At 59.9% G+C, this 18,043-nt stretch carries 18 protein-coding genes; 16 read left to right on the top strand and 2 right to left on the bottom strand.

From position 1 onward, the window contains the following. Window positions 1–234 precede the first annotated feature (234 nt). Window positions 235–1,389 (bottom strand): methionine adenosyltransferase, encoded by a 1,155-nt coding sequence (metK, locus tag ACJTMZ_RS10420; RefSeq protein ID WP_003860037.1) that lies wholly within the window; start codon window positions 1,387–1,389, stop codon window positions 235–237. Window positions 1,390–2,049: 660 nt separating this feature from the next. Here metK and yqgB point away from each other — a divergent pair. The 3 genes from yqgB to speB all read left to right on the top strand — a co-directional run bounded on the left by yqgB (window position 2,050) and on the right by speB (window position 5,361). Then, a complete protein-coding gene (gene yqgB, locus ACJTMZ_RS10415) occupies window positions 2,050–2,181 on the top strand; it encodes an acid stress response protein YqgB (RefSeq protein WP_057979949.1) in 132 nt (43 codons plus the stop codon). 8 nt (window positions 2,182–2,189) lie between these two features. Further along, on the top strand, window positions 2,190–4,166 hold the full coding sequence (gene speA / locus ACJTMZ_RS10410) for a biosynthetic arginine decarboxylase (RefSeq protein ID WP_017382922.1): 1,977 nt from the start codon (window positions 2,190–2,192) through the stop codon (window positions 4,164–4,166). A 274-nt stretch (window positions 4,167–4,440) separates the two neighbouring features. Then, entirely contained in the window at window positions 4,441–5,361 is a 921-nt protein-coding gene (gene speB / locus ACJTMZ_RS10405) for an agmatinase (protein ID WP_017692694.1), read from the top strand. Between the two features lie 3 nt (window positions 5,362–5,364). Here speB and ACJTMZ_RS10400 read toward each other — a convergent pair whose 3' ends face one another. Further along, window positions 5,365–6,576: an MFS transporter gene (locus tag ACJTMZ_RS10400; RefSeq protein WP_026094259.1), complete on the bottom strand. Its 1,212-nt coding sequence runs from the start codon at window positions 6,574–6,576 to the stop codon at window positions 5,365–5,367. Window positions 6,577–6,991: 415 nt separating this feature from the next. Between ACJTMZ_RS10400 and ACJTMZ_RS10395 the strand changes: the two genes are divergently transcribed. The 13 genes from ACJTMZ_RS10395 (at window position 6,992) to ACJTMZ_RS10335 (ending at window position 18,033) form a co-directional block, all read left to right on the top strand. Further along, complete coding sequence (locus ACJTMZ_RS10395; RefSeq protein WP_003860044.1) at window positions 6,992–7,315, top strand: non-heme iron oxygenase ferredoxin subunit; 324 nt, start codon at window positions 6,992–6,994, stop codon at window positions 7,313–7,315. Next, window positions 7,312–7,620: a recombinase-like helix-turn-helix domain-containing protein gene (locus ACJTMZ_RS10390; protein ID WP_003860045.1), complete on the top strand. Its 309-nt coding sequence runs from the start codon at window positions 7,312–7,314 to the stop codon at window positions 7,618–7,620. Before ACJTMZ_RS10395 ends, ACJTMZ_RS10390 begins: the two co-directional genes overlap by 4 nt. 10 nt (window positions 7,621–7,630) lie before the next feature. Beyond that, a complete protein-coding gene (locus ACJTMZ_RS10385; protein ID WP_017692695.1) occupies window positions 7,631–8,653 on the top strand; it encodes an aromatic ring-hydroxylating dioxygenase subunit alpha in 1,023 nt (340 codons plus the stop codon). Beyond that, window positions 8,653–9,402: an SDR family oxidoreductase gene (locus ACJTMZ_RS10380; protein ID WP_015571829.1), complete on the top strand. Its 750-nt coding sequence runs from the start codon at window positions 8,653–8,655 to the stop codon at window positions 9,400–9,402. Before ACJTMZ_RS10385 ends, ACJTMZ_RS10380 begins: the two co-directional genes overlap by 1 nt. A 12-nt stretch (window positions 9,403–9,414) precedes the next feature. After that, complete coding sequence (locus ACJTMZ_RS10375; RefSeq protein ID WP_026094260.1) at window positions 9,415–10,203, top strand: IclR family transcriptional regulator; 789 nt, start codon at window positions 9,415–9,417, stop codon at window positions 10,201–10,203. A gap of 78 nt (window positions 10,204–10,281) precedes the next feature. Further along, window positions 10,282–11,208, top strand: coding sequence for a VOC family protein (locus ACJTMZ_RS10370; RefSeq protein ID WP_015571827.1), 927 nt, complete (start codon window positions 10,282–10,284; stop codon window positions 11,206–11,208). Beyond that, on the top strand, window positions 11,205–12,392 hold the full coding sequence (locus ACJTMZ_RS10365; protein ID WP_015571826.1) for an NAD(P)/FAD-dependent oxidoreductase: 1,188 nt from the start codon (window positions 11,205–11,207) through the stop codon (window positions 12,390–12,392). Before ACJTMZ_RS10370 ends, ACJTMZ_RS10365 begins: the two co-directional genes overlap by 4 nt. A 25-nt stretch (window positions 12,393–12,417) precedes the next feature. Further along, a complete protein-coding gene (locus ACJTMZ_RS10360) occupies window positions 12,418–13,674 on the top strand; it encodes an MFS transporter (protein ID WP_015571825.1) in 1,257 nt (418 codons plus the stop codon). Between the two features lie 10 nt (window positions 13,675–13,684). Then, entirely contained in the window at window positions 13,685–14,215 is a 531-nt protein-coding gene (locus tag ACJTMZ_RS10355; RefSeq protein WP_015571824.1) for a cupin domain-containing protein, read from the top strand. A 10-nt stretch (window positions 14,216–14,225) separates the two neighbouring features. Further along, window positions 14,226–14,996, top strand: coding sequence for an alpha/beta fold hydrolase (locus tag ACJTMZ_RS10350; protein WP_047719208.1), 771 nt, complete (start codon window positions 14,226–14,228; stop codon window positions 14,994–14,996). After that, on the top strand, window positions 14,980–15,774 hold the full coding sequence (locus ACJTMZ_RS10345; RefSeq protein WP_015571822.1) for an SDR family oxidoreductase: 795 nt from the start codon (window positions 14,980–14,982) through the stop codon (window positions 15,772–15,774). The genes ACJTMZ_RS10350 and ACJTMZ_RS10345 overlap by 17 nt, the downstream gene beginning before the upstream one ends. Before the next feature lie 9 nt (window positions 15,775–15,783). After that, window positions 15,784–16,554, top strand: coding sequence for an aspartate dehydrogenase (locus ACJTMZ_RS10340; protein WP_015571821.1), 771 nt, complete (start codon window positions 15,784–15,786; stop codon window positions 16,552–16,554). A gap of 9 nt (window positions 16,555–16,563) precedes the next feature. After that, entirely contained in the window at window positions 16,564–18,033 is a 1,470-nt protein-coding gene (locus tag ACJTMZ_RS10335; RefSeq protein ID WP_015571820.1) for an aldehyde dehydrogenase, read from the top strand. Window positions 18,034–18,043: the final 10 nt, after the last annotated feature.

Raw genomic sequence — 18,043 nt, 5'->3', positions numbered from 1 at the left:
AGACTTAACTGAAAGGGAATGTAACAGCAGAAGAAATGCGATCATGCAAAGAGAATATTCTGAAAGCGGGGTATAGAGAGTGAGGTGTAAACGGTTCCAAACATTGCCGGGTGGTGGCTGCGCCTTACCCGGCCTACAAAAACTCACTACCCGTAGGTCGGGTAAGGCATAGCCGCCACCCGACATAAAAAAGGCCAGCACAAAGGCTGGCCTGTTTAAGCTACTGGCAGTCGATTATTTCAGACCGGCAGCATCACGCAGCAGGGCGGCTTTGTCGGTTTTTTCCCATGGGAAATGTTCGCGGCCAAAGTGACCGTACGCTGCGGTTTCCTGGTAGATTGGGTGCAGCAGATCCAGCATCTGAATCAGACCGTATGGACGCAGGTCGAAGAACTCACGCACCAGCAGGGTCAGCTGTTCAGAAGGCACTTTTTCAGTACCGAAGGTTTCCACCATGATGGAGGTTGGCTCAGCCACGCCGATAGCGTAGGAAACCTGGATCTCACAGCGGTCAGCCAGACCGGCAGCAACGATGTTTTTCGCCACATAACGTGCAGCGTACGCCGCAGAACGGTCAACTTTAGATGGATCTTTACCGGAGAATGCGCCGCCGCCGTGACGTGCCATGCCGCCGTAGGTATCTACGATGATTTTACGACCGGTCAGACCGCAGTCACCCATTGGGCCGCCGATAACAAAGCGTCCGGTTGGGTTGATGAAGAATTTGGTCGCAGAGCTCAGCCATTCAGTTGGCAGAACCGGCTTGATGATCTCTTCCATCACCGCTTCTTGCAGGGATTTCTGGTCAATCTCTTCAGCATGCTGCGTGGAAAGAACCACGGCATCAATACCGACGATTTTCCCGTCGTCATACTGGAAGGTCACCTGGCTTTTCGCATCCGGACGCAGCCACGGCAGGGTGCCGTTTTTACGTACTTCAGCCTGACGCTGCACCAGACGGTGGGCGTAGGTCACCGGCGCTGGCATCAGCACGTCGGTTTCGTTGGTTGCGTAGCCGAACATCAGGCCCTGGTCGCCCGCGCCCTGTTCCAGCGGATCGGCACGGTCAACGCCCTGGTTGATGTCCGGAGACTGTTTGCCAATCGCGCTCAGTACGGCGCAGGAGTTGGCATCAAAGCCCATATCAGAATGTACATAGCCAATCTCACGCACCGTGTTACGGGTGATCTCTTCGATATCAACCCATGCGCTGGTGGTGATCTCACCGCCAACCAGAACCATGCCGGTTTTGACATAGGTTTCACACGCTACGCGCGCCTTTGGATCCTGCGCGAGGATCGCATCCAGCACCGCATCGGAGATTTGGTCAGCAATTTTATCAGGATGTCCTTCTGATACGGACTCGGACGTAAACAGGTGTTTTGCCATGTTTTATTTCACCTAAGAGGAATTTGGTTAGCTCAAGCTGCTGTGTGGAATAGCCATAGGAGATAATTCTACCAAGGCCTACAGGATTTTGACACTGGCAGTCTGAGTGTTAATCGGTATGGATGGATTAACATCTGGACGTCTATTTTAGGTCACTTCTTCACCCGATTTCCAGTTTTTTTTGACTCACCTCTCACTGCGTTGAAAACACGGCTGGAAATTTTTCCTGACGACGCTGGCAACCTGCGCATTTTTGTTTTGCTTTTTAGCGACCTTCTCGGTATAAAACGCGGCGCGCGGCTCATATAAAATAAGCGCTCGATGAACACATCGTGTCGCCACTTCCAGCCGGGTTAAGCAGTGAACTTTTAGCTTTGGCTTGTGGTCCGTTTCAGCAGAGGCGGCCGTGGAGGTGATACCAGATAATGAACCATCGTTTTCCGCTCATTCAGCGCAGCCGTTCTGGCGCGCATTTGATTCCCACCCGCACTTCTGGTCTAAACACCTGCCGATGTTATACCCATCTCGGTGCTTCTCAGGATTCCAGAGCCGGTCACGCTTTGTGAAAACTGAACAAGGGCGCTCTTGTTAATACAGGAGTTTTCTCGTGGTTTCGCCGAACCTTGTCATACAGAGTTCGGATACGTGTTTTACAATGATATGAATAAGAAACCGGTCGCACGGTCTGGATTTCAGCATACTCTGCTGGGAAATGGAGCCGTTAATGGGTTGTTATCGCCGTATAACGCTGCGATAGTAGTCAACTGTTTTACACTTAATACAAAGAGTTGAGGTTCGCTATGTCTGACGACATGTCTTCGCTTTCGCCTTCGTCAGCAGGCGAACAGGGTGTACTACGTTCTATGCAGGAGGTTGCGATGAGCTCCCAGGAAGCCAGCAAGATGCTGCGCACTTACAATATTGCCTGGTGGGGCAATAACTACTACGACGTTAACGAGCTGGGCCACATCAGTGTCTGCCCGGATCCGGACGTCCCGGAAGCGCGCGTGGATCTCGCTAAACTGGTGAAAACCCGTGAAGCGCAGGGTCAGCGCTTGCCTGCACTGTTCTGCTTCCCGCAGATCCTGCAACATCGCCTGCGTTCTATTAACGCCGCGTTCAAACGCGCGCGGGAATCGTATGGTTATAACGGCGACTATTTCCTCGTTTACCCGATCAAGGTTAACCAGCACCGTCGCGTGATTGAGTCCCTGATCCACTCCGGCGAGCCGCTGGGCCTGGAAGCAGGCTCTAAAGCGGAGCTGATGGCGGTTCTGGCGCATGCGGGCATGACCCGGTCGGTGATCGTCTGTAACGGCTATAAAGACCGCGAATACATTCGTCTGGCGCTGATTGGCGAGAAGATGGGCCACAAGGTCTATCTGGTGATCGAGAAGATGACCGAAATCGCGATCGTGCTGGAAGAGGCCGAGCGTCTGAACGTGATCCCACGCCTTGGCGTGCGTGCGCGACTGGCGTCGCAGGGTTCCGGTAAATGGCAGTCTTCCGGCGGTGAAAAATCCAAGTTCGGCCTCGCGGCGAACCAGGTGCTTCAGCTGGTGGAAATTCTGCGCGAGCGCGGTCGTCTGGACAGCATTCAGCTGCTGCACTTCCACCTCGGCTCGCAGATGGCCAATATTCGCGACATCGCCACTGGTGTGCGTGAATCCGCGCGTTTCTACGTTGAGCTGCATAAGCTCGGCGTGAATATTCAGTGCTTTGACGTGGGCGGCGGCCTGGGCGTGGACTACGAAGGGACCCGCTCGCAGTCTGACTGCTCGGTAAACTATGGCCTGAACGAATATGCCAACAACATCATCTGGGCGATTGGCGATGCCTGCGAAGAGCACGGCCTGCCGCACCCGACGGTGATCACCGAATCCGGCCGCGCGGTCACCGCGCACCATACGGTACTGGTCTCTAACATCATTGGCGTTGAGCGTAGCGAAATCACCGAAGCCACGCCTCCGGCAGACGATGCCCCACGTTCCCTGCAAAGCATGTGGGAAACCTGGCAGGAGATGCACGAGCCGGGCACGCGTCGTTCCCTGCGCGAATGGCTGCACGACAGCCAGATGGACCTGCACGATATTCACGTCGGCTACTCGTCAGGCACCTTCAGCCTGCAAGAGCGCGCGTGGGCCGAGCAGCTCTATCTGAATATGTGCCACGAAGTGCAGAAACAGCTCGACCCGAGCAACCGCGCGCACCGTCCGATTATCGACGAGTTGCAGGAGCGTATGGCGGACAAAATGTACGTCAACTTCTCCCTGTTCCAGTCGATGCCGGATGCCTGGGGTATCGACCAGCTGTTCCCGGTTCTGCCGCTGGAAGGGCTGAACCACGCCCCGGAACGCCGCGCCGTGCTGCTGGACATCACCTGTGACTCCGATGGCGCAATTGACCACTACGTCGATGGCGACGGTATCGCAACGACGATGCCAATGCCGGAGTACGATCCGGAGAACCCGCCAATGCTGGGCTTCTTTATGGTGGGGGCGTATCAGGAGATCCTCGGCAACATGCATAACCTGTTCGGTGATACCGAAGCGGTTGACGTGTTTGTCTTCCCTGACGGCAGCGTGGAGGTTGAGCTGTCCGACGAAGGGGACACCGTGGCGGACATGCTCGAATACGTTCAGCTGGATCCGAAAAAACTGCTCACCCAGTTCCGCGATCAGGTGAAAAACACCGGTCTGGACGATGCCTTGCAGCAGCAGTTCCTGGAAGAGTTTGAAGCGGGTCTGTACGGGTATACGTATCTGGAAGACGAGTAAGAAAACCTCCCTCTCCCTGTGGGAGAGGGCATCAGGCCGCTGTGCCGCCGATGCCCGGTGGCGCTGCGCTTACCGGGCCTACGAATGTAGGCCGGAGAAGGCGAAGCCGCCATCCGGCAGAATGCTATACTCACTTGAACCCGTATGAATTAACGGCGATAATTCGCCCCAATATGCGATTTACGAATCAATCCCTTCCTCGTCGGGTTTAACGACGCGGAGGGGATTTTTTTTCATCTGTTTTTAATGTATCGACTTTATAAGAGGTCAGGACATGAGCACTTTAGGTCATCAGTACGATAACTCTCTGGTATCTAACGCGTTTGGTTTTTTACGCCTTCCGATGAACTTCCAGCCGTACGACAGCGATGCGGACTGGGTGATCACCGGCGTACCGTTCGACATGGCAACGTCCGGTCGTGCGGGTGGGCGTCATGGCCCGGCGGCGATCCGTCAGGTTTCCACTAACCTGGCCTGGGAGCACAACCGCTTCCCGTGGAACTTCGACATGCGCGAGCGCCTGAACGTGGTGGACTGCGGCGATCTGGTGTACGCCTTCGGTGACGCGCGTGAAATGAGCGAAAAATTGCAGGCGCACGCTGAGAAGCTGCTGGCGGCCGGTAAACGCATGCTCTCCTTTGGCGGTGACCACTTCGTGACCCTGCCGCTGCTGCGCGCCCACGCGAAGCACTTCGGCAAAATGGCGCTGGTGCACTTCGATGCGCACACCGACACCTACGCGAACGGCTGTGAATTCGACCACGGCACCATGTTCTATACCGCGCCGAAAGAAGGCCTGATCGATCCAAACCACTCCGTGCAGATCGGCATCCGCACCGAGTTCGACAAAGACAACGGCTTCACCGTACTCGACGCGGGCCAGGTGAACGATCGCGGCGTGGACGATATTCTGGCTCAGGTTAAGCAGATCGTCGGCGACATGCCTGTCTATCTGACCTTCGACATCGACTGCCTGGATCCGGCATTCGCACCGGGTACCGGTACGCCGGTGATCGGCGGCCTGTCATCAGACCGCGCCATCAAGCTGGTGCGCGGCCTGAAGGATCTGAACATCGTCGGGATGGACGTGGTGGAAGTGGCTCCGGCCTATGACCAGTCCGAGATCACCGCGCTGGCCGCGGCGACCCTGGCGCTGGAAATGCTCTACATCCAGGCGGCGAAAAAAGGCGAATAAGCCTTACGCGCTGATTGCTGCTGCGCGCCGCATGCGCAGCAGCAACATTCCCCCGGCAAGCAGGGTGACAACCTGCGAGACGACCAGCACCGAAAAGCCTGAACTGACCGACCCCACCGATCTCATCACCATCCCCATCAGCAGCGGAATAAACGCCGCGCAGATATTGCCGATCCCATTGATAATGCCGTAAGCGCTGCCCACCGCTTCCCGCGCTGCGTGATGCTGGATCACCGCCGGAATAGCCGCTCCCTGAAGCCCCCAGAACACGTTGGCAGACAGCATAAAGAGCGCCAGCCATGCGGGTTGATGGCTGAGCATCAGTGCGATCACGGAGAGTGCCGTCAACGTACCGCCCACCACAAACAGTACCGGCGCCTGTTCCGGCCGCATTTTGTCGAGCAGCACGCCGCCCAGAAACTTTGACCCCAGGCTCAGCAGGAAGGGGACCGCCGCAAGCATGCCCGTCGCGTGCAGCGAGAAGTGGTGCTCGTCACGCAGCCATGCGGGCAGCCACGCGCTGCTGCCCCACAGATAGCTCAGCGTGGCGATTTCAACCAGCAGGATCCAGCCCAGCAGCGGCGTCTGCCAGGCCAGCGTGAAGGTGTGAACAAACCCCGGTTTTTTCATCTTCACCGGGCTGTGTGGCGCGGGCAGAAAACGCCAGATGAGCCCGCCGCCCAACACCAGATTCATCACCGCCAGCGCGTAAAACGACCCGGCCCAGCCCAGATGCGACATCAGCCAGGTCACCAGCGGAAAGCCCACGGCCAGCCCGAGCGAGACGCCCAGCGCGGTCACGGCGTTGGGTTTGCCGATCTCTTGCGCGCTAAAGTTATCGCTGATAAAGCGCGTTTTCAGTGAAAAAAGCGGTCCCTCCGCGATCCCCAGAATCACGCGGGCGATGAGCATTCCCGTCAGCGAGCCGAGCAAAGGTGAAGCCGCGCAGACCGCGGCCCAAATCGCAATGCTGCTTAATAATCCTTGCCGATAATGAAGTTTGCTTTCAATAACTGGCGTTAATAATAAAGCGGAAAACCCATAACCCAGAAGAAAGCAGGTCATGAGCAGGCCCTGTAACATTCTGTTTTCATTTAACTGAAAATGTTCGGCAAATTCCGGGTTTAAAATCATTACCGAGATATTTACCCGATCGACGTAGGAAATAATAATGAGTAATAAAAGCGCAATCGTGCCTTGCCATCTTGCCGTCATCATGTCCGCCTTACGTTTTTTGTAACTTATATTTTTCATCAATGTGATTGTCACGGAGCTAAAATGGTTCGCCTGTGAAACTCTTTGTTTAATAAAGATAAATAAAAAATAAGTTTCACGGGTGAAACGCGATAGAGGTAACGTTCATTTATTTTTAGAGAGTAAAAAGAAAAGAAGTCAATCTGTTTTATTGAAAATAAGAGACCATTAAAAAAACCTATTTCTCACGCTGCAATAATGAAAATTTCATATCGCTGCATTTTTTCGTGATCCCTTGCACACTTAGTTAATTAATTGCCGATCGATTAACAAATTCGTCACATTGTCGCTTGACGAAACATTCATCGCTTTTATATTGACCGTATTAAATAAGAAACAGAGTTTCATATATGAAACAAAAGCCTGGAGGATCGTGATGAGCTGGATAGGCGTATGTGACGCAGAGCAAGTACAGGAAGATTTCCCTTTTAGCGGCAACGTCGACGGTAAAGAGATCGGCGTTTACCTGATCGACGGTGAATATTACGCGCTGGAGGACGTATGCCCGCACGCCTATGCCCTGCTGAGTCAGGGCTTCGTGGAAGACGGCAAGGTGGAATGCCCGCTGCATGAGGCGGTGTTCGACGTCAAAACCGGCCAGTGTCTGCACGGCCCCGGAGGACGCAACCTCAACCGATACCCGGTTCGGGTCTTTGAAAACCAGATTCAGATTACCTTCGTTGAGGAGACCGTGGCATGAGCGACACGCTGAACTACAACCCGGCGCTGCCGGAAAGCCGCCAGTTTACCCCGCCGGCAGAGGGCGGTAATGGCGCCATTCACAAGCCGGGCGAGTACCAGAACCTGATCTGGCAGACCCGCAGCCGCGAGCCGGAAAGCTGGGAAGTGAAGCTGATTGCGACGCTGGAAGATCTCTTCGAGCAGGGCGTTGAAACCCTGCCGGAGCTGGTAAGCGGGCTGAACGCGGTGCGTATGCACGATCAGCAGGGCGAGCCGTGGAGCGACGCCAGTTTCCAGGCATTCTTACAGGTTAACGGCTACTGAGGGCAACGTGATGACGACGACCGTACAACATTATCTGGATAAAGGTCTGCGCGGCCTCTGGTATCCGGTACTGGCGAGCTGGGAAGTGCAGTCTGCGCCAGTGGGCATCACCCGCCTGGGCGAGCAGATTGTGGTCTGGCGCAATAAAGATGGCCAGGTGCAGGCGCTGGAGGACCGCTGCCCGCACCGCGGCGCGCGCCTGTCGATGGGCTGGAACCTCGGGGACCGCATTGCCTGCTGGTATCACGGCGTAGAGGTGGCGGGCAACGGCGAAGTGAAAGACGTGCCCGCCGTGGATAAATGTCCGCTGGTCGGCCAGCAGTGCGTGCGCAGCTATAACGTGCAGGAGGCGCACGGCGCCATCTTCCTGTGGTTTGGCGTCACCGCGGACCAGCAGCCGGACGAACTGACCTTCCCGGATGAACTCGCCGACACGGAAAACTTCAGCAACTTCCTCTGCACCGCCGCGTGGAAATGTAATTACCAGTACGCGCTGGAAAACGTGATGGACCCGATGCACGGCACCTATCTGCACTCCTCGTCGCACTCGATGGCGGAAGGGGATCGCAAGGCCGACATGGTGCTCCAGCCGACCAAAACCGGCTTTATTTTCGAGAAAAAAGGGCAGAGCGGCGTCAATTTTGACTGGGTGGAGCTGGGCAACAGCGGCACCTGCTGGATGCGCCTCTCCATTCCGTACAAGAAGCGCTTCGGACCGGGCGGCCACTTCTTTATCGTCGGCATGGTGGTGCCGGAAGATAACGACAACTGCCGCGTCTTCTTCTGGCGCATCCGCCGCGTACAGGGCTGGCAGCGCGATATGTGGCGCTTCATGTACCGCAACCGGCTGGAAAAACTGCACTGGGAAGTGCTGGAGCAGGACCGCGTGGTGCTGGAGAGCCTGGCGCCAAACGCGCGCGATCATGAATACCTGTATCAACACGACGTTGGCCTCTCGCGCCTGCGCCGCATGATGCAAAAAGCCGCCAAAGAGCAGCTGGCGATGCGTGAAGCACAGCAGGGAGCCGCCTGATGAAGGGGCTGCTGAGCGGCAAGCGCATCGTGGTGACCGGTGCCGCGCGCGGGCTGGGCTACCACTTTGCCCAGGCCTGCGCGGAGCAGGGCGCGGCGGTGGTGATGTGCGACATCCTCAAAGGCGAGCTGGCCGAGAGCGCCCACCGGCTGCGCGAGCAGGGCTATGCGATCGAATCGCACGTTATTGATCTGGCCGATCAGCACTCCATCGACCAGGTGTTCAGCGCCATTGGCGAGCAGGGGCAGATTGACGGCCTGGTGAACAACGCGGCGATGGCGACGGGCGTCGGCGGCAAAAACATGCTTGATTACGATCCGGATCTCTGGGATCGGGTGATGAGCGTCAATGTCAAAGGCACCTGGCTGGTGACGCGCGCCGCCGTGCCGCTGCTGCGCGAAGGGGCAGGCATTGTGAACGTGGCGTCCGACACCGCGCTGTGGGGCGCGCCGCGCCTGATGGCCTACGTCGCCAGTAAAGGGGCCGTGATTGCCATGACCCGCTCAATGGCGCGCGAGCTGGGGGAAAAACGTATCCGTATCAACGCCATCGCACCAGGGCTAACCCGCGTCGAGGCGACGGAATATGTCCCCGCCGAACGGCATCAGCTCTACGAAAACGGACGCGCGTTAACCGGGGCACAGCAGCCGGAAGACGTCACCGGCAGCGTGGTCTGGCTGTTAAGCGATCTGTCGCGGTTTATCACCGGACAGCTGATCCCGGTCAACGGCGGTTTTGTCTTTAACTAAGGTAGGGCGATGATGGCAAACGATCGGGAAGTGAAGTATCTGGTGCCGGGGCTGGAGCGCGGTTTACAGCTGCTGTTGGCCTTTGGCGAGCAGCATCGCGAACTGACCTTTGCCGAGCTGCACCGGCTGGTGGATATGCCGAAGGCCACCGCCTACCGCGTGGTACAGACGCTGGAGTTCATGGGATTTCTGGAGCGCAACACGCGCACCAATACCTTTTCGCTGGGCATGAACGTGCTGCGCCTGGGCTTTGAGTACATCGCCTCGCTGGACGTGGCGCAGGTCGGCCAGCCGGTGATCGAGCAATTGCGCGACGTGAGCCAGTGCAGCAGCCATCTGGCGATCCGCGACGGGCGCGACATTATCTACATCGCCCGCGTCAGCGCCGCCGGGTCGCGCATCAACCAGGTCAGTATTGGTACCCGTCTGCCGGTGCACTGCACCTCGCTCGGCCGCATGCTGTTGACCGATATTTCCCGCGCTGATTTCGAACAGCTGTTCCCGCATGAGCGTCTGCCGGGCAACACGCCGGGGCAGCTTCACGACCGCGAAGCCCTGTGGCAGATGGTGCAGCAGGACAAAGCCCGCGGGTATGTCATCGGCGAATCCTTCTTCCGCCACGGCATCTCTTCCATCGTCTACCCGGTGTATGACCGAAGCGGCCGCGTGGCGGCGGTGGTCAGCATTCTGGTGCCGTCGGAGGAGATCCCGCAGAGCGACCGCGAGCGCCTGCAAAACGAGGTTCGCCTCGCGGCGGATAAAATTTCTGGCTTCTTAGGGTATTTGTCACAGGCCAGTTAAATCAGTGAGTTAACGTCAGGCGCTTGACTGCGTCGGGCATGTTTTACGCCCAATCTGGGCCAGATGAGGCAACGAACGATGAGTGTAACCGGAATTGAAAAGCTGGAATTTGGTGTGGAAGACCTGACGCACTGCGCCAAATTTATGCGTGATTTTGGCCTGACGGGCGATGCCAGCGGCCAGCGTTTCACCACCCTGAGCGGCGCGCGCGTGGAGCTTAACCCGATCGACAGCCCCGACCTGCCGCCCGCGTTTGAAGCGGGCAACACCCTGCGCCGCATGACCTGGGCGGTTGCCAGCCAGTCTGATCTGGACGCGCTGCGCCCGAAGCTGGCGCAACAGCCAGGTTTTCGTGAAGTGGGCGACGCGCTGGAGTGCCTGGACCCGAACGGCATGACGCTGCGCGTGCAGGTGACCCAGCAAACTGACGTGGAGCTGAACGTCGAGCCGATTAACCAGTGGGGCGATGCCCGCCGTATCGACACCCCCAGCCCGGTTTACGATCGCGCCCAGCCGATCAACGTGGGGCATGTGGTGTTCTTCGTGGAAGAGCTGGCGGCAGTGGAGAAATTCTACCGCGAGGTGCTCGGCTTCCAGGTCTCGGACCGCTATATCAACCGCGCCGTGTTCCTGCGCTGCGGCGTGCGCGGCGGCCATCACAACCTGTTCCTGCTGCAACTGCCGAACCGCAAGCGCGGCCTCAACCACGTGGCCTTCACCGTGCGCGACATCCACGAGGTGATCGGCGGCGGTATCGCGATGAATAAACATGACTGGAGCACCTTTATCGGGCCGGGCCGTCATCCGGTGTCGTCGGCGTACTTCTGGTACGTCAACAGCCCGACCGGCGGGGCGTTTGAGTATTACACCAACGATGATTATCTGACGGAAAACTGGCAGCCGCGCGAGCTGGAGCATTCGCTGGTCTCCTTTACCGAGTGGGCGGTGGAAGGCGGGATTGACCACGACACGCGCCGTCAGCAGAAAAAGCCGGAGGCGGTATGACATCGCGCATTGTCATTATCGGCGGCGGTCAGGCGGGCGGCTGGGCGGCGAAAACCCTGCGCGATGAGGGTTTCGACGGCGAGATTTGCGTGGTAGCGGAAGAAGAATGGGATTTCTACGAGCGCCCGCCGCTGTCGAAAGCGTCTTTGCTGGAGCCGAACGCGGCGCTCCCAAGGCTGTTTACCGACGAGGTGCAGCAGGCGCTGAACCTGGCCTGGTACCGGCCGCTGCGCGCTGAATCTGTCGATCGCGATGAGAAAAAAGTCGTTCTTAGCAACGGCGAGCGGCTTAGTTACAACATCCTTTTAATCGCTACCGGCGGTCGGGCGCGCCTGCCTTCGCAGGCGTGGGCCAGCCATCCGCAGGTCTATACCCTGCGCCACTGGCAGGACGCGCAGCGCCTGAAAAGTCGTCTGGCGGAAAGTAAAAAACTGGCGATCGTCGGCGGCGGCTGGATCGGACTGGAGATTGCTGCCTCGGCGCGGAAAAGCGGCGTGGCGGTCACCCTGTTCGAGCAGCAGCCCGCGCTCTGCATGCGCTCGGTGAGCGGCGAGGTGTCGCAGCGCCTGGAGGCCATCCACCGCGAGCAGGGGGTGGAGATCCGTACCGGCTGCGGTGCGCTGGAGCTGGAGGACGACGGCGGCCTGCCGGTCATCCACTGCGACGGCCAGCGTGAAACCTTTGATGCGGTCGTGGTTGGGATCGGCGTCGATCTCAATCTGGAGCTGGCGCGCGATGCGGGGCTGAAAACCGGGCGCGGGATCGTGGTGGATGCCCAGGGACGCACCTCGGATCCATTCATCTTTGCCGCAGGAGATGTCGCCCAGCACCATCACTACGGCTTGTGCATCCAGTCCTGGGCCTTCGCCCAGAATCAGGCGGTGGCGACGGCGAAAGCGATGCTCAACCCGGATGCGCCAGGCTACGACGACGCGCCGTGGCTGTGGTCGGATCAATACCAGCACAATATTCAGATCCTCGGTATTCCGCAGCCAGGCAGCAGAACGGTCGTGCGTAAAGAGGCGCTGTACTTCTCGCTGGACGACAACGGGAGGCTGACGCAGCTGGTGGCGTTCGACGATGCGCGTACCGTCAAGCTGGCGAAGCGCTGGATGGCGGCGGGGCGGGATCTGTCCGACGTGCCGCTCGCCGACCCGACCTTTTCACTGATGTCACTGCGATAGCTAACCCGCACCCGTAGGGGGAGAGATGACCACACTCGAGACTAACACCGCACCGGTTGAGGCGAGCGGTGAGGGGACCCGCACGCCCGAAAAAGCGGTGCGCTGGGCCATCCCGCTGTCGCTGCTGGCCTGCGTGCTGCTGGCGTTTTTCGACAAAATCAGCATCGCGGCGCTCTTTTCGGATACCCATTTCCAGCAGGCGATGGGCATTGATTTCGACACCACGCGTCTCGGCATTTTGATGAGCGCTTTCCTGCTGAGCTATGGCTTCTCATCGGTGTTTTTAAGCGGTTTAGGCGACAAAATCGCGCCGCTGCGCCTGCTCACCGGGATGATGGCGGTGTGGTGCGTGCTGATGGTGGCGATGGGCTTTACCCATAACTACACGCTGATGATCGTCCTGCGTATTCTGCTGGGCGTGGCGGAAGGACCGCTGTTCCCGCTGGCCTTCGCCATCGTACGTCACAACTTCCCGCAGCATTTACAGGCACGCGCCACCATGCTGTGGCTGCTGGGGACCCCGGTGGGCGCGGCGATTGGTTTCCCGCTTTCCCTCTGGCTGCTGAACACCTTTGGCTGGCAGAGCACTTTCTTTGTGATGGCCATGCTTACCGTGCCGGTGCTTATCTTTGTGCGCATTGGTCTGCGCGGGATCCGCCTGGAGGCAAAACCCGGCACCTCGCAGGCGTCCCGGGACGAGCGGCGCGCGGCGCGGCGTGAGCTGTTCGTCAGCCCGCACTTCTGGATCATCTGCATCTTTAACATCGCTTTCCTGACCTATCTGTGGGGCATCAACGGCTGGCTGCCGGGCTACCTGATCAAAGGCAAAGGCATTCATCTGGAGCACGCGGGCTGGCTGTCGTCGATGCCGTTCATCGCCATGCTGGCAGGGGAAGTGATTGGCGCGTGGCTCTCGGACAGGGTCGATAAGCGCGCGGCGGCATGCTTTATCTCCATGGCGGGGGCGGCCGTCGGGCTGGCGGCGGTGATGCACCTTGATACCCCGCTGGCCGTCATCGCGGCGATGAGCTTCAGCACCTTTATGTGGGGCACCGGCGCACCCAACATTTTCGCCCTGCTGGCGAAGGCCACCCATCCCCGGGTGAGCGCCACGGCGGGCGGTATCTTCAACGGGCTGGGAAACTTTGCGGGCGCGCTGTCGCCGGCGGTGATGGGTGCGCTTATCGCCTTCACCCACAGCATGGATTCCGGGCTGATTTTTCTGGCGGTGATGGCGGCGGTGGGCTGCGTCCTGTTACTGCCGCTGCTGAGACGTTACTGAGGAGAGTGTCATGACTGATTCAACCGTAACCAACACAACAGGCATCAAACCTGACCACCTGACGATGGAAGAGTGGGTCGAGTCGCGCATCGCGCGCTTCGAAGGGCGTAAATACGACTGGAACGCGCTGAAGTTCCAGGCCGATTTTGACCCGAAATACCGCCGGGCGCAGATGCGCTACATCGGCACCGGCGCAACGGGCGTCGCGAACGACACCAACACCGTGCAGGCGGACCATTTTACCTTCTCCACCATGGTGCTGCCGTCGAAGTGCGAAGGACCGCTGCACCTGCACGACGACGTGGAAGAGGTGTTCTTCATGCTCAAGGGGCAGATCACGCTGATGATCCAGGACGGCGACAACTACACCGAAACCGTGCTGCGTGAGCGTGATCTGATCTCCGTTCCGCCGGGTATCTATCGCGGGCTGTTTAACCACGGCGAAGAAGAAGCGCTGATGTGCGTCATGCTGGGGACCAACAAGCCGGAAATCCCAACCTATCCGTCCGACCATCCGCTTTCCAAAGTGAAGCGGAACTAAGGGGGGCATGATGACGGGTTTTCGTGAACAGGGAAGCGGCATACCGCTGGTGCTGCTGCACGGGATCAGCTCCGGCGCCGCCTCCTGGCACAAGCAGATGGCGCTGAACGGTTTTCGCGTACTGGCGTGGGACATGCCCGGTTACGGCGAAAGCCCGATGCTGGCCGTAGCGCGGGCGAACGCGGGGGATTACGCCGACGCGCTGGCGGCCATGCTGGATCGCGCCGGTGTCTGGCAGACAGTGCTGGTCGGCCATTCCCTGGGGGCGCTGGTGGCCAGCGCCTTTGCCGCGAAGTTCCCTGAGCGCGTCATCCATCTGGTGCTGGCCGACGCCGCGCAGGGGTACGGCAATGCCGCGCCGGAGCAGCGGGAGCAGGTCTGGCGCAACCGCGAGCAGCAGATGGCGCTGGGGGGCGACATCCTCGCCCAGACCCGCGCCGCGAAGCTGCTGCGCCCCGGCGCGCGCGCGGAAGATATCGCCACCGTCGCGGCGGGCATGCGGGCGCTGCGCCCGGAAGGCTACCTCGCTGCCGCATGGATGCTGGCACATGACGACATTCACGGCTGGCTTAAACGCTACTCCGGCACGTTTGAAGTCTGGTGCGGCGAGCAGGATGCCATCACCCAGCCGGAACTTGTTCAGGGTCTGGCGCTGCGCTACGGCATGCCGTTTATCGCCATTCCGCAGGCCGGGCACGCCAGCTATCTCGATAACGACGCGTTTTTCAACCAACAGCTTTTACGCATTAACGAAGAGGTGCGCGATGAATGCACAAATTGACGGGCGCGTAGCGGTCGTTACCGGCGGTTCTTCCGGCATTGGCTTTGAAACGCTGCGCCTGCTGCTGGGTGAAGGGGCGAAAGTCGCCTTCTGCGGCCGTGACCCGGACCGGCTCGCCAGCGCCCATGCGACGCTGCAAAACGAATTTCCCCACGGGGAGATTTTTGCTTACCGCTGCGACGTGCTGAACGCCGACGAAGTTCAGGCCTTCGCGGATGCGGTGCAGGCGCGTTTTGGCGCGGCGGATATGCTGATCAACAACGCCGGGCAGGGCTACGTGGCGCACTTCCATGACACCCCGCGCGAGGCGTGGCTGCACGAAGCCGAACTCAAACTGTTCGGGGTGATTAACCCGGTGCAGGCGTTTCAGCCTCTGCTGGAGCAGTCCGACATTGCCTCTGTTACCTGCGTGAACTCCCTGCTGGCGCTACAGCCGGAGGAGCACATGATCGCCACCTCCGCCGCTCGTGCCGCGCTGCTGAACATGACGCTGACACTGTCGAAAGAGCTGGTGGGCAAAGGTATTCGCGTCAATTCCATTCTGCTCGGCATGGTGGAATCCGGCCAGTGGCAGCGCCGCTTTGAAAACCGGGCGGACAAAAGCCAGAGCTGGCCGGAATGGACGGCGGATATCGCGCGCAAGCGCGGAATTCCGATGGCGCGCCTCGGCAAGCCGCAGGAGCCCGCGCAGGCGCTGCTGTTCCTCGCTTCGCCGCTGGCCTCGTTTACCACCGGCGCGGCGCTGGACGTTTCCGGCGGCTTCTGCCGCCATCTGTAAGGACACATCATGAAAAAGGTAATGTTGATTGGTTTTGGCGCCATGGCGCAGGCGGTGATTGAGCGCCTGCCCGCCGGCGTGGCTATCGGCTGGATCGTGGCGCGCGCGTCTCACCATGCCGCCATTCACGACCAGTTTGGCAATGCGGTCGAGGCGCTGACGTCGCCGATGGCGTGCGCACAAACGCCGGATCTGGTGCTGGAATGCGCCAGCCAGCAGGCGGTGGCCCAGTACGGGGAAGAGATCCTGCGTCGCGGCTGGCATCTGGCCGTCATTTCCACCGGCGCGCTGGCGGACAGCGCGCTGGAGCAGCGTCTGCTCGCTGCGGGCGGAAAACTGACCCTGCTTTCCGGTGCGGTGGCCGGTATCGACGGGCTGGCGGCGGCGAAAGAGGGCGGCCTTGAGCGCGTTACCTATCAGTCGCGCAAAAGCCCGGCCAGCTGGCGCGGCAGCTATGCCGAGCAGCTTATCGATCTGAATGCGGTGTCAGAGGCAAAGGTTTTCTTCGAGGGCAGCGCCCGCGAGGCGGCGCGCCTGTTCCCGGCGAACGCCAACGTGGCGGCGACCGTGGCGCTCGGCGGCGTCGGGATGGACGACACCCGCGTGCAGCTGATGGTTGACCCGGCAACGAAACGTAACACCCACACGCTCCACGTGGAAGGATTGTTCGGCGAGTTTCATCTGGAGCTGAGCGGACTGCCGCTGGCTTCTAATCCTAAAACCTCCACCCTGGCGGCACTGAGCGCGGTGCGCGCCTGCCGCGAGCTGGCCCTGAGCTGAGGAGAGACGATGGACGATCTGAAGATTTTTATCGGCGGCCAGTGGCGACACGGCGGCGGCAACCCGATGCAGAGCCACTTCCCGGCAGACGGGTCGATCAACGCGACGCTGAACGCCGCCAGTCTGGATGACCTGGAGGAGGCGGTAGACGCCGGAGAGCGCGCCTGGCGCGATCCCGCATGGCGTAACAGCCTGCCGCATATGCGCGCGAAGATCCTGTATAAGGTTGCCGATCTCATTGAATCCCGCGTCGACGCGCTGGCGCAGATGCAGAGCCGTGATAACGGCAAGCCGCTGGCGGAAGCGCGCGGGCTGGTGATGAGCGCGGCGGGAACGGCGCGCTACTTTGCCGCCGCCTGCGAGCTGCTGGAAGGGGAACTGCCCACGCCGCGCCAGCCGGATCTGCTGACGCTGAGCCGCTATGAGCCGCTCGGCGTGGTGGCGGCCATCACGCCGTGGAACTCGCCGATTGCCAGCGAAATGCAGAAGGTCGCACCGGCGATTGCCGCCGGGAACGCGGTGATCCTCAAGCCCGCTGAAGCCACGCCGCTGATGGCGCTGGAGCTGGCGCGGATTTTTGAACAGGCCGGGCTGCCCGCCGGGCTGCTGAGCGTGTTGCCGGGCAAAGGCTCGGTGATTGGCGATGCGCTGGCGCGTCATCCTCGCGTGCGCAAAATTTCCTTTACCGGCGGTACCACCACGGGCCGTCATCTGGCGCACGTGGCGGCGGAAAAACTGATCCCGGCCTCGCTGGAGCTGGGCGGCAAATCGCCGACCATCGTGCTGGAGGATGCTGATATCGAACAGGCCGCGCGCGGGATCTGCTATGGCATTTTCAGCTCGGCGGGGCAGGCGTGTATCGCCGGGTCGCGGCTGTTTATCCACGAGAGCATTTACGCCCCGCTGATGGCGGGGCTGCTGGAATTAACTCGCGGGCTGCGCGTCGGACACCCGTTTACCGACGGCGTGCATGTCGGACCGCTGATCGGCGAAAAACATCGCCAGAGCGTGATCGAGTACGTCGAACTGGCGAAGCGTGAAGGGGGCCGCGTGCTGTGCGGCGGTGAGATACCCGCCGATCCCGCTCTGGCAAACGGCAGCTTTTTCCTGCCCACGATTATCGAAGGGCTGAGCAACAGCGCCCGCGCCTGTCAGGAAGAGATCTTCGGCCCGGTGCTGGTGGCGATGCCGTTTGGCGATGAAGCCACGCTTATCCGCGAGGCGAACGACTCGGTTTACGGCCTGGCGGCGGGGATCTGGACGCGCGATACCGGACGCGCCCTGCGTCTCAGCGAGCAGCTGGAGGCAGGCACGGTGTGGATCAACACCTACAAGGTTTTTGCGATTTCGACCCCGTTCGGGGGCTTTAAAGAGAGCGGTCTGGGCCGCGAGAAGGGTATTCAGGGGCTGAAAGCCTGGATGCAACAAAAGAGCATTTATCTGGCGACGGGTAACAGCGTCAACCACTGGTGCGACTGAGAAAGGGTGA

Origin of the sequence: Enterobacter sp. DN (genome assembly GCF_046054285.1) — a bacterium.
Taxonomy (GTDB): domain Bacteria; phylum Pseudomonadota; class Gammaproteobacteria; order Enterobacterales; family Enterobacteriaceae; genus Enterobacter; species Enterobacter hormaechei_C.
This window is presented reverse-complemented; position numbering and strand designations above follow the sequence as displayed.